At 71.9% G+C, this 11,887-nt stretch carries 9 protein-coding genes and 2 pseudogenes; 7 read left to right on the top strand and 4 right to left on the bottom strand.

Annotated features, from left to right (window positions below; translation table 11 throughout):
* Positions 1 to 11: 11 nt before the first annotated feature.
* Entirely contained in the window at positions 12 to 722 is a 711-nt protein-coding gene (locus JNW87_RS25915) for a bifunctional 2-polyprenyl-6-hydroxyphenol methylase/3-demethylubiquinol 3-O-methyltransferase UbiG (protein ID WP_109804364.1), read from the bottom strand.
* Positions 723 to 932: 210 nt separating this feature from the next.
* Here JNW87_RS25915 and JNW87_RS25920 point away from each other — a divergent pair, with 210 nt between their 5' ends.
* The 3 genes from JNW87_RS25920 (at position 933) to tnpB (JNW87_RS25930) (ending at position 4,826) form a co-directional block, all read left to right on the top strand.
* Positions 933 to 2,735: a hypothetical protein gene (locus JNW87_RS25920; RefSeq protein ID WP_238454581.1), complete on the top strand. Its 1,803-nt coding sequence runs from the start codon at positions 933 to 935 to the stop codon at positions 2,733 to 2,735.
* A gap of 97 nt (positions 2,736 to 2,832) precedes the next feature.
* Positions 2,833 to 3,408 carry an IS607 family transposase gene (locus JNW87_RS25925; RefSeq protein ID WP_238454582.1) on the top strand — a complete coding sequence of 192 codons (576 nt, stop codon included), beginning with the start codon at positions 2,833 to 2,835 and terminating at the stop codon, positions 3,406 to 3,408.
* The gene (gene tnpB / locus JNW87_RS25930; protein ID WP_238454583.1) at positions 3,405 to 4,826 is read left to right on the top strand and encodes an IS607 family element RNA-guided endonuclease TnpB; all 1,422 of its coding nucleotides are present in this window, start codon (positions 3,405 to 3,407) and stop codon (positions 4,824 to 4,826) included. Before JNW87_RS25925 ends, tnpB (JNW87_RS25930) begins: the two co-directional genes overlap by 4 nt.
* Here tnpB (JNW87_RS25930) and JNW87_RS25935 read toward each other — a convergent pair.
* Complete coding sequence (locus JNW87_RS25935) at positions 4,819 to 5,607, bottom strand: ferric iron reductase (RefSeq protein ID WP_238454586.1); 789 nt, start codon at positions 5,605 to 5,607, stop codon at positions 4,819 to 4,821. The two genes, tnpB (JNW87_RS25930) and JNW87_RS25935, sit on opposite strands and share 8 nt — an antisense overlap.
* Before the next feature lie 336 nt (positions 5,608 to 5,943).
* Between JNW87_RS25935 and JNW87_RS25940 the strand changes: the two genes are divergently transcribed.
* The 3 genes and pseudogenes from JNW87_RS25940 to tnpB (JNW87_RS25950) all read left to right on the top strand — a co-directional run bounded on the left by JNW87_RS25940 (position 5,944) and on the right by tnpB (JNW87_RS25950) (position 9,531).
* Positions 5,944 to 7,473, top strand: a complete 1,530-nt coding sequence (locus JNW87_RS25940; protein WP_238454584.1) for a peptide deformylase — start codon at positions 5,944 to 5,946, stop codon at positions 7,471 to 7,473.
* A gap of 114 nt (positions 7,474 to 7,587) precedes the next feature.
* Positions 7,588 to 8,158 (top strand): annotated as a pseudogene (locus tag JNW87_RS25945) (IS607 family transposase).
* Positions 8,155 to 9,531 carry an IS607 family element RNA-guided endonuclease TnpB gene (gene tnpB / locus JNW87_RS25950; protein WP_238454585.1) on the top strand — a complete coding sequence of 459 codons (1,377 nt, stop codon included), beginning with the start codon at positions 8,155 to 8,157 and terminating at the stop codon, positions 9,529 to 9,531. Before JNW87_RS25945 ends, tnpB (JNW87_RS25950) begins: the two are co-directional and overlap by 4 nt.
* A gap of 44 nt (positions 9,532 to 9,575) precedes the next feature.
* Here tnpB (JNW87_RS25950) and JNW87_RS25955 read toward each other — a convergent pair whose 3' ends face one another.
* A complete protein-coding gene (locus JNW87_RS25955) occupies positions 9,576 to 10,697 on the bottom strand; it encodes a globin domain-containing protein (RefSeq protein ID WP_109804367.1) in 1,122 nt (373 codons plus the stop codon).
* Positions 10,698 to 10,843: 146 nt separating this feature from the next.
* Here JNW87_RS25955 and JNW87_RS25960 point away from each other — a divergent pair, with 146 nt between their 5' ends.
* Entirely contained in the window at positions 10,844 to 11,617 is a 774-nt protein-coding gene (locus tag JNW87_RS25960; protein WP_109804368.1) for a CPBP family intramembrane glutamic endopeptidase, read from the top strand.
* A 73-nt stretch (positions 11,618 to 11,690) separates the two neighbouring features.
* Here the strand turns inward: JNW87_RS25960 and JNW87_RS25965 are convergent.
* A pseudogene (locus tag JNW87_RS25965) lies at positions 11,691 to 11,887 on the bottom strand (hypothetical protein); the annotation flags it as partial.

The following is an 11,887-nucleotide window of genomic DNA, read 5'->3' on the forward strand; positions in this document are numbered from 1 at the left end:
CGGGGGCGGGGTTAGGCGGGGACGCGGGCTATGGCGAAGACGGACTGGCCGAACGGGGGGCGGATGCGCTGCTCGGCGGCCTTGGTCGCCGGGAGGACCAGGGTGTCGTAGACCTTGACCATGGGGCCCTCCTTCGGCATCAGCCGGAAGACCTTGGTGGCCATGAAGTAGCCGATCAGGCCGAGCGCGTTCGCGTAGTGGATCTTCTCCACCGTCAGGCCCGCCTCGGTCATGGCCGCGGTCAGGGTCTTCTTCGTGTAGCGCCGGACGTGGCCGGTGGCGATGTCCGCCGGGCTCATCGCGAACTGGAACGCCGGCACGATGATCACCACGGCGCCGCCGGGCCGGACCAGGTCGCGCATGCTGCGCAGCGCGCCCACGTGGTCCTCGATGTGCTCCAGCACGTTGTACGACACGGCGGCGCTGTAGTCGCCGCGCTCCGAGTGCGGCAGCAGCATCTGCCGGACCTCGATGCTCGGGCGCTCGGCGAGCCGCTCCTTGAGCTGGACGAGCCGGTCCGGGTCCGCCTCGGTGGCGGTGATCCGGGGCAGGTGCTCGGACCACTCCAGGGCGTAGTCGCCCAGCCCGCTGCCGATCTCGATGGGGTTGTCACCGAGGTAGGGCACCGCCAGTTCGACGAACCACCTGCGGTGGTTGACCGCCGTCGCCAGTCCTTCGAGCACCTCCGACTGGACGCGCTGATCCCCAGTGATCTCTGCCATGCGTCGATTCCTCACGATATGACTGACCCGCGCCTGGACCGACAGAGTCAACCATCCGCAAGGACGGTGTGCGAATCGGGGCACCGGGGGTGGCCGAAATGTGGTCGGGGGTGGGCACGTGATCGGCGGTCGGCGAACCCGGCACATAGTACGCCAGTACCCCGAAACATGTCACGGCCCTGCCATACCCTGACTACGCTCCGAATTGTTATGACTACTCCTGAATCGGACGGCGGCACCGTTGCGGGTGAGCCCGGCCGGGGCGTACGGGACGGGCGGGGCCGGTGGATCGACGCTGCCGCCGTGCTCAGCTTCGCGCTGCTCGCCTTCTGGGTGACCGCCCGGTTCTGGCTGAATCCCGGCGACGGGGTGCGGGACAACCGCTCCGATCAGGCGCAGTTCGAGTGGATGATGGCGCACGGTGCGCGGGTGGTGACCGGTTTCGCCTATCCGTTCGTCTCGGACCGGATGAATTTCCCGGACGGCGTCAATCTGATGGCTAATACGTCCGTATTATCCATTTCACTCCCAATGACGCCCGTCACCGTTCTCCTCGGCCCGCGTGCGGCTTTCCTGGTCTTTCTGACCGCGGGAATGATCGCCACCGCTGTGGCCTGGTACTTCGTCCTGTCCCGGGTGCTGATCGGGGCCCGGGGACCGGCCTGGCTCGGGGCCGGCTTCTGCGCCTTCGCGCCGGCGATGGTGTCGCACGCCAACGCCCACCCCAACATCGTCTCCCAGTTCGTGGTGCCGTTGATCGTCTGGCGGACCCTGCGGCTGGCCGAACCCGGGCGCTGGCTGCGCAACGGCGTGCTGCTCGGACTGGTGATCGTCTGGCAGGCCTTCCTCAACCTGGAGATCCTGCTGATGGCCGCGATCGGCCTCGCCGTCGTCGTCGGCGCGCTCGCGCTCGGCCGTCCGGAGCTGCGGCGGGGCATCCGGCCGTTCGCCGCCGGGCTCGGCGTGGCCGCCGCCGTCGCCGGGGCGCTGCTCGCGTACCCGCTGTACGTGCAGTTCTTCGGGCCGGGGGCGTACCAGGGACTGTCCCGGCTGATCCGCGGCTACCGCACCGATCTCGCCTCGTTCGTGGCCTGGTCGGGCGAGTCGGTCGCGGGCGACCCCCGCGGCAGCGCCCGGCTGGCCAAGAACGCCACCGAGGAGAACGCCTTCTTCGGCTGGCCGCTGGCCGTACTGGTGATCGCGCTGGTCTGGTGGCTGCGACGCAACGCCGTCGTGCTCGGCCTGGCCGCGCTCGGCCTGTTCTTCGCCCTGTTCTCGCTCGGCCGGGAGATCCAGTTCGACGGGCAGGACACCGGCGTGCCCGGCCCGTGGGCGCCGCTGGAGGACCTGCCGATCCTGCACTCGGTGGTGCCGACCCGCTGGTCGCTCGCGCTGACCCCGATCGTCGGGGTGCTGCTCGCGCTCGGCGCGGACCAGATGCGGCGGCTGGCCCGACGGAACCCCGGGGCCCGCCCGCAGATCCGGTTCGTCACGGTCACCGTGCTGGCGATGGCCCTGCTGCCGATCCTGCCGACCCCGCTCCCCTCGGTACGCCTCGACCCCACGCCGGAGTTCGTCCGCTCAGGGGCCTGGCGCCCGTACGTGGCCGGCGGGCACAGCATCGTCACCCTGCCGCTGCCGGACACCAACTACGCCGACCCGCTGCGCTGGTCCGCCGAGACCCGGCTGGAGATGCCGCTCGCCCGGGGCTACTTCCTCGCGCCCGACACCCGGCCCGGGGCCGGCCGGGTCGCCCTCTTCACCGCCCCGCCCCGCCCCACCAGCACCTTCTTCACCGAGATCCGGAGCACCGACGCGGTGCCGCCGATCACGCCGCAGGACCGGGTGGCCGCCGTGGACGACCTGCGGTACTGGCGGGCCGGGGCCGTCGTCCTCGATCCACGACAGAAGCAGGCCGGTTCGCTGCACCGGGGGATGACCGAGCTGACCGGGATCGAGCCGGTGCTCACCGGCGGGGTGTGGCTCTGGGACGTCCGCCCGCTGGTCGACTGAGCGCCGGCCCGGAAGCGGGCGCGAATCAGGAGGGGTAGCCAGCGGTTCACCCATCTGTGAGCAGACGTACGAATCTGTGAGTATTAGTATCGGTCTTATGAAGCTTGCCGAGTGGGCGCGTCGCAACGGGGTGCACCCGCAGACCGCGTACCGATGGTTCCGGGAGGGGACCATGCCGGTGCCCGCTCGGCGTCTTCCGTCTGGCACGATCATGGTGGATGTAGCCGGTGATGACACCCGGGGCCAGGTGGTCGTCTACGCCGGGGTGTCGTCGGCCGATCAGCGGGTCGACCTGGATCGGCAGGTGGCCCGTGTGACGGCGTGGGCGACCGGGCGGAACATGGTCGTGTCCCGTGTGGTGACCGAGGTCGGGTCCGCGCTGAACGGCCGACGCGAGAGGTTCCTCGGGCTGCTGCGCGACCCGAACGTGACCACGATCGTGGTCGAGCACCGGGACCGGTTCGCCCGGTTCGGTGCCGAGTACGTCGAGGCGGCGCTAGCCGCGCAGGGACGTCGGCTGCTGGTGGTCGACCCGGCTGAGGTGGACGACGACCTGGTGCGGGACGTGACGGAGATCCTGACCAGCCTGTGTGCCCGGCTGTACGGCCGACGCGCCGCAGCGCACCGGGCCAGCCGCGCCGTGGCCGCCGCCACCGCCGGGGGCCTCCCGTGAAACGGTACGAGCCGCCCGCGGGCTGGACCGTTCAGGCGTACAGGTTCGCCCTCGACCCCAGCGACGCGCAGGTGGCCGGCCTGCGCCGTAACACCGGCGCGGCACGGTTCGCCTACAACCACATGCTGCGGCGGGTCAGCGCGGTCAAGGCGCAACGCGCCGCCGAGGCCAGCTACGGGGTGGCCGAGGCGGACCTGACCCCGTGGCAGGGCTGGTCGCTACCGGACCTACGCCGCACCTGGAACGACATCAAGACGTGGGTGGCGCCGTGGTGGGCGGAATGCTCCAAAGAGGCGTTCAACACCGGCCTGGCCAACCTGTCGGCGGCGCTGGGCAACTGGCACGCCTCACGTACCGGTGCCCGCAAGGGCCGCCGGATGGGCTGGCCCCGGACCAAGAGGAAGCACGGCCGCAGGTCGGCCCGGTTCACCACCGGCGCGATCCGGGTCGACCCCGGCTACCGGCACGTGGTGTTGCCACGGCTGGGCCGCATTCGCACCCACGAGTCCACCCGTAAGCTGGCCCGGCGGGTGAAGGCCGGCACCGCGACGATCCTGTCCGCAACCGTCACCGAGACCGCCGGCAGGTGGTTCTGCGCGTTGCAGGTCGCGGTCAAACGCGCCGTGGGCCGTCCGGCGCACACGCCGAAAGCCGGTCGGACCGTCGGCGTGGACACCGGCATCAAGCACCTGGCGGTGCTGTCCACCGGCGAGCTGGTGCCCAACCCGGCACCGTTGAAGGCGGCGTTGACCAAACTCGGCAAGGCCCAACGCCGGGCCGCCCGCCGAATCGGCCCGTACGACCCGGCCACCGGGCGTAAGCGGACCGCGTCCAATCGGTGGCAGCGGGCGCAGGAGACCGTGGCCCGGCTGCACGCCACCGTCGCCGCTGTCCGCGCCGACTCGTGGCACCACCTCACCACCCGGCTGGCGCAACAGTTCACCACGGTCGTGGTCGAGGACCTGCACGTGGCCGGGATGGTCCGCAACCGTAAACTGGCCAGGGCTCTGATCGACGCCGCCCCGGCGACCCTGCGCCGGCACCTCGGCTACAAGACCGGTTGGTACGGCAGCGTGTTGCACGTCGCCGACCGGTGGTACCCCAGCTCCAAGACCTGTTCAGGCTGTCAGACGGTGAAACCCAAGCTGTCGCTGGCCGAACGCACCTTCAACTGCACCACCTGCGGACTGTCCCTGGACCGCGACGTCAACGCCGCACGTAATCTTGCCGGCCTGGTTCGGCACGTCGACCTGGAGTTGCTGGGCGACGCAAAAACAGGACGTGGAGCCTACGTAAGACCCGTAAGACCTGCACCCGCAGGCAGGGCGGCGGGCCGTGAAGCGTCAAGACCGGTTCATCCGGTCAACGCCGCCCGGCAACGGACGGCTGCCAATCATGAGTCACGTTTACTCACTTAGGTAACGGTCGGACGCAGCAGCCCTGGCAGATCTTCGGCCGGGGCAGCGTGAAGGCCAGGCAGCAGGTCCGTCGCTGGACGGTCGGCTCGCTGGCCGGGCCGGGCACCAGCTCCACCAGGTCGGCCAGGTCGAGCGCGTCTAGCAGGGTCTCGATGCTCCGGGTCGACGACCCGGGCAGCGCGTCGGCGGCCCGCAGGATGCCGTGCGCGATGCCGGAGGCGACCGAGCCGAGCAGCGTACGGGTCCCGATCCGGACCTCGGCCTGGATGGCCGCGATCATCGGGGCGAGGTGCGCGTCGAGCAGCGACGAGCGCAGCGCGTCGAGCAGTTCGGCTTCGCCGGCGACGACCCGGACGTCCGGCGCGCCGGTCAGCGCCAGCGGGTCGCCCGGCAGCACCGCGACCGCGGTCGTGCGGCGTAGGCCCAGGGTGAGCAGCGGGCGGTGGTCCTCGAAGTGGATCAGGACGTCGGCCGGGTCGAGCAGCGGCACCCGCCGGGCCGAGGCCCAGCCGAGCACCGCCGGCAGCGCCAGCCAGTAGCTGTACGACTTCCAGGCCAGCGCGGCGCAGGCGTGCGGGGTGCCGCCCCAGCGCGCCGTCGCGGCGCGCAGGAACTCGGGCAGCAGCGTCCCGTCGACCAGCCGGGTCGCCGGGGCCCAGCGCGCCTCGTCGGAGGTGACCAGCAGGCCGGGCGCGAGCCCGGGCAGCTCGTCCGTACCGAACATGGCGCGCAGGGTCGCGGTCACCGGGGCGAGTGGCGCGGCGATCTCCCGCTTCGGCATCACCGCTGTCACCTGATCGTCCCCTGTCTGGTCGCCCCGCCGGTCGGTATCAGCAGGCCCATCTGAGCTAAGGCTAGCCTAACCACAGGCTCCGGGTCGGGGGAAGCGGCACCGAGGGGCTGATGGAGAGGTCCCGGTCACTCCGCCGACCGGTCGCCGCGTGCCGGCGTACTACCCGGCAGGCGGGGGCGGAAACGCCGCCCGACCGGGCGAGAGGCGGCGCGAGCATCGACGTACGTGGCTGAATTGTCAAGGCGAGTGTCGAATACGAGCCAGTTTCTGTGCACGTTCGGCCACCCAACGTGAAACTGGTACTCCCGGCCACGAGGAAGCCGAATGACGACCTCACCCATCGAACGGGCCGCCGACTCGTTCGCCGCCGAACTCGCCCGGCACCGCACCGGCCGGGGGCTGTCCAAGAAGCAGCTCGCCACCCTGATGGGCTTCGACCCGTCCTACGTCAGCCACGTCGAGGGCCGCCGGCACCGCCCGACCGAGGACTTCGCCCGCCGGGCCGAGGCCGTTCTGGAGGCCAGCGGCGCGATCTGGCAGCGCTTCCGGGAGTACGACGAGCTGCGGCACGCCCGTAACGGCGGGGCGCACCGCGAGCCGGCCGTCCCCGGCCAGTGGCTGCCCCCCGGCACCGGCCTGGTGGTCGAGCGGGAGCTGGCCACGCTGACCCACACCGAGGACGGCTACCACTGCGTGATCCGACGGGAGCTCTACAACGCCGGGACCGAGCCGGTCAGCCGCTACCTGGTCCGGATCGCCGTCGACCGCTACCCCAACGACCCGGGCCGCTCCAACCGGCACCACCGGGAGCACCCGCTCACCTTCGCCGAACTGCAACTGCGGGCGTACCGGGACGACGGCGGCGAGCGCGAGCCGATGCACTGGCGGGCCAAGCACGACCGGGACGCGTTCAAGGAGATCTGGCTGCTCTTCGAGAACGCCGAGGGGCGCTTCCCGCTCTACCCCGGCGACCGGGTCACCATCGAGTACGCGTACCGGGTGGGGCGGGACAAGTGGGGGCCCTGGTTCCAGCGGGCGGTCCGCCTGCCCACCCGCCACCTGGCCGTCCGGCTGGACCTCCCGGTGGAGCTGGACCCGCAGGTCTGGGGGGTGGAGACCTCCCTCTCCTCGGAGGAGGGCCCGCTGCGTACCCAGATCCAGCGGCACGACCGGGACGGCCGGGCGCTCTTCGACTGGTCCACCGACGACCCGCCCCTCAACGCCCGCTACCGGCTGCAGTGGCGCTTCCGCAACCAGCCGCCGGACGCCGAGCCGGACGGTCCGGCGAGCGGCCTGCGGGTCCGGGCCAGCGACCGGATGCGCGGCATCGGCATCGTGCAGCGCGGCGACGACCTGCTCCGCCAGCCCGCCCACCAGTTCGACCTGCCCCGCCAGGAGCGCACCGCCCGGGACGTGGTCGACCGGCTCTGCGCCATCCTGGTCCGCCTCGACGAGCTGCACCCGTTCAGCAAGGGGGTCGGCATCGCGGCCCCGCAGCTCGGGCTCGGCTGGGCCGCCGCCGTGGTCCGCCCGGCCGACCGGGCGGCCGAGCCGGTCGTCCTGCTCAACCCCCGGATCGTCGACTCCGCCCCGGACAGCGACGAGCAGTATGAGGGCTGCCTCTCCTTCTTCGACCACCGCGGCCTGGTGCCCCGACCACTGCGGATCGACGTCGAGCACGCCCAGTGGGACGGCAGCCGGATCATCACGTCCTACGAGTACGCGATGGCACGCCTGGTCGCGCACGAGATCGACCACCTGGAGGGGCGGCTCTACGTGGACCGGATGACGCCCGGGGTGCCCCTGGTGCCGGTCGAGGAGTACCGGGAGAGCGGCAACCCCTGGCGCTACTGAGCGCTCCGGCACGCGGGCCGGTTGCCGGCCCGGCCCGCGCACCGGCGGACGGGGGCCGGGTCGCGTGCCCAGGGGGCTGCCAGCTGTTGCTCGTTGAGTAAGCACTATGTCCTGGTGAGCTTGAAAGAGTGGGCGTTGGCGCAGGGTGTGTACCGGGTGACGGCGTGCCGCTGGTTTCGGGAGGGTCGGCTGCCGGTGCCGGCCGGCCGGGCGGGGGCGGCTGATTCTGGTCGATCCGCTGCCGAAGCGGTCGGTTCCCGGCCGGGTGGTGGCGTGTGCCCGGGTGTCGTCGGCTGGCCAGCGTGATGACCTGGAGCGGCAGGCCGGGCGGGTGGTGACTGGCGCGACCGGGCGGAGCCTGTCGGTCGACCAGGTGGTCGCCGAGGTCGGCTCCGGGATGAACGGACACCGCCGTAAGCTGACCCGTCTGTTGTCGGACCCGCCGGTTAGTGTGCTGGTCGTGGAGCACCGTGACGGGCTGACCGGGTTCGGGTTCGAGTACCTGGCCGCGGCGCTGGTCGCCGGCGGTTGGCAGTTTGTGGTTATCGACGACGCGGAGACCAGCGACGGCCTGGTGCGCGACGTGACCGAGGTCGTTACCTCGTTGTGCGTACGGCTGTATGGGCGAGGGTTGGCGGCATGCCGGGCGGCGGTGGCGGTGGCCACCGGAAGCGGGCTGCTGTGAGCTTCACGGTTATTCAGGCGTACCGGTTCGCCCTGGACCCCACCCCCATGCAGGAGCGGGACCTGTTGCGGCACGCCGGGGCGGCCCGGGTGGCGTTCAACTGGGGCCTGGCCCGGGTCAAGGCCGTCATGGACCAGCGGGCGGCCGAACGCTCCTACGGCGTCGCGGACGAGAAGCTGACCCCGTCGATCGGCTGGAACTTGCCGGCGCTGCGCCGGGCTTGGAACGCCGCCAAGGGCGAGGTGGCGCCGTGGTGGGCCGAGTGTTCCAAGGAGGCGTACAACACCGGCCTGGACGCACTGGCCCGCGCGTTGACCAACTGGTCGGATTCGCGATCCGGTAAACGTGCTGGTCGCCCGGTCGGCTTCCCCCGGTTCCGGTCGAAGCGGCGCACGACGCCGAGCGTGCGGTTCACCACCGGCACCATCCGCGTCGAAGCCGACCGCACGCATGTCACGCTGCCCCGTCTGGGCCGGATCAAGCTGCACGAGTCGGCCCGAAAGCTCGCCCGTCGCCTCGAAGCCGGCACCGCCCGGATCCTATCCGCGACGGTGCGCGGGGAGGCCGGTCGCTGGTTCGTGGCCTTCACCTGCGAAGTCAAGCGCGCCGAACGCGCCCCGGCCCGCCCGGACGCGCTGGTCGGCGTCGACGTCGGCGTGCGCCACCTAGCGGTGCTGTCCACCGGCGAACTGGTCGCCAACCCACGCCACCTGGGTAACGCCACACGCCGGCTGCGGCGCATGGCCCGCGCGGTGTCCCGCAAGGTCGGCCCGGACCGGCGCACCGGAGGGCGGCCGTCGAAGCGGTGGGACCGCGCCCGCGCCGATCTGGCCCGCACGCACGCCCGCGTGGCGAATCAGCGCCGGGACGGGCTGCACAAGCTCACCACCGGGCTGGCCAACCACTACGGCACCATCGTGGTGGAAGACCTGCACGTCGCGGGCATGGTCCGCAACCGGCGCCTGGCAAAGGCGGTCTCCGACTGCGGGTTCGGCGAGATCCGCCGACAGCTCTCCTACAAGACCACCTGGAACGGCGGACGGCTCGTGACGGCCGACCGGTGGTACCCATCCAGCAAGACCTGCTCGGGCTGTGGCGCGGTGAAAGCCAAGCTGCCGCTGCACGCCCGCAGGTTCACCTGCGATCCGTGCGGCCTTGTCCTGGATCGGGACGTCAACGCCGCCCGCAACCTCGCCCAGCTCGTCGTCGCCGGGAGTGGCCCGGAGACCGTAAACGGACGTGGAGCCGACCGTAAGACCCTCAGTGGGCCGGTGGCGACGAAGCGTCAACCCGGCACCGCCCCGGCGGGCAAGACCGGGACCGTCGTCCGGCAACGGACGACTGCGAGCCGTGAGCTTACTCATGCTCACTGACTCGCAACGGCAGGGGCACGCGACCCGGCTCGGGGGAGAAACGTCTACAGGTTGCCGAAGGTGTCGTACCGGATGTGCTCCGGCGGTACCTCGTCGGCGGCGAGCGCGCGCAGGGTGGCGCGGACCATCGGGGCCGAGCCGGAGACGTAGCAGTCGTGCGTCGTCCAGGGCCCGTACCGGGTGACCACCTCGGAAATGTCGCCCAGCTCGCCGTCGAAGTCCGGGTCCTCGCTGCACGCCGGCGTCACCGAGAGCCACGGGTGCGCGTTCACGAACTCCGCCAGGCCGGCGACGCCGTAGAGCTCGTCCGGCCGGCGGGCGCCGTAGAAGACGTGCACCCAGCGGGTCCGGTTGAAGCTGGTCAGCTCCTCCACCAGCGCCTTGATCGGGGCCAGCCCGACCCCGCCGGCGACGCAGAGGATGTCCCGGGTCGACGACCGGTCCAGCGTCATCGACCCCATCGGGGCGGCCACCCGGAGCAGGTCGCCCGGCTTCGTGCGGCGGACCAGCGCCCCGGACAGCCAACCCGCCGCCCCGGCCGGCGTACGCACGTGGAACTCCAGCACGTTGTCGTCGTTCGGGGCGTTCGCCACCGAGTACGTCCGCCACACCCGCGGGTGGTACCGGGGCGCCTCGACGCTGACGTACTGGCCGGCCTTCCACGGCAGCGGGTGCTGGAGGGCGCGGACGGTCAGCACGGCGGTGTCCGGGCCGTGCCGCTCGTGGGTGAGCACCTCGGCGTGCCAGAACGGCGGGTTGTCGTCCGCCTCCGCCCCGGCCAGCATCTTCTCGCTGATGCTCGCGTACGCCTCCCGCCAGGCCTGGTCGTACTCGAGGTTCCAGCCGTCGCCGGCGGTGCTGCGCAGCGCGTCCAGCAGGGCGACGCCCATGGTCTCGTAGTGGGTGGCGTCGACGTGGTACTTGCGGTGGTCCCGGCCCAGCGCGCGCAGGTACTCGTCGAAGCTCTCCGGGTCGCCGACGGTCTGGGTGGCGGTGACGATCGCCTCCAGGATCCGGTCGCCCTGCCCGCTCATCTGGACCGGGAAGAGCTTGCGCAGCTCGGGGTCGAGGAGGAAGAGCCGGGCGTAGAAGTGGCCGCTCAGCCGGTCCCGGTCCTCCTCGACCAGGGTCCAGCTCTCCTTCAGCAGCCGCGCGAAGTTCTCCACGGGGGCACGCTCCTTCTCCTGACGGCGGATCGGGCCCCGATAGAATCTCCACGCAGCGTGCCCAGCGGTCGCACAGAATGTGCGACCGGCTCACCTGGGTCGCGAGGGCGGTGCCGACGGGCCCTCACGTGCGGCACAGTGGTCCGGTGACGGTTGACGAGCTGACCCGCCCGGTGTCCCGCCGGACCCTGGGCGCCGAGACGCTGCTGGTGCTCGGGCTCTCCCTCGGGCAGTCGGCGGTCTACGCGGTGGTGTCGCTGGCCGCCAAGCTGACCGCCGCGGGCCCGCTGTCGAAGCAGACCGCGTCGTTGAACAACTCCCAGTCGGCCCGGCCCTACCTCGACCTGACGTACCAGCTCGTCGGGATCTTCTTCGCGTTGCTGCCGGTGCTGCTCGCCGTACACCTGCTGGCCCGTGACCCCGGCGACCCGGCGCGGACGCTCGGGGTGGACCTGCGGCGGCCCGGGTCGGACCTGGCCCGGGGCGCCGGCCTGGCGGCGCTCATCGGCCTGCCCGGGCTGGCGCTGTTCTGGGCGGCGGCGCAGCTCGGCGTCAACGCCACGCTGGTGCCGGCCGCGCTGCCGCACCTGTGGTGGGCGGTGCCGGTGCTGATCCTCGCCGCCGTGCAGAACGCCGTGCTGGAGGAGGTGATCGTGGTCGGCTATCTGGTCAACCGGCTCTGGCAGCTCCGGTGGCGGCTCGGCGCGGTCGTCGCGGCGAGCGCGCTGCTGCGCGGCTCGTACCACCTCTACCAGGGCTTCGGCGCGTTCCTCGGCAACGCGGTGATGGGCGTCGTCTTCAGCCTCTTCTTCCTGCGTACCCGGCGGGTGGCGCCGCTGATCGTGGCGCACACCCTGCTCGACCTGGTCGCCTTCGTCGGCTACGCGCTGCTGCCGAAGTCCTGGTTCGGCTGGCTGTGACGGGCGGGGCGGGATACGGCATCCCGCCCTTTCCGGACCGCCTGGATGCCCGACCTGCGACATCCTGAGTCGATCATGCCGGCTCGTGTCCCGACGCCGGTCTCGTCGGCCCGGTCACCGGCGCCTCCCTGGTCAGTGCCGCCGGGCGGGCCGATCGGTAGGCGGTGATCGCCCGGGCGGCGAGCCGCTCCGCGGCCGCCGCGTCCCCCGCCGCCGCGACGAGCACCGCCGCCCCCGGCAGCAGCCGGGACGCCAGCCGCAGGCCCAGCC

Origin of the sequence: Micromonospora sp. ATA51 (assembly GCF_016802855.1) — a bacterium.
Taxonomy (GTDB): Bacteria; Actinomycetota; Actinomycetes; order Mycobacteriales; family Micromonosporaceae; genus Micromonospora; species Micromonospora sicca.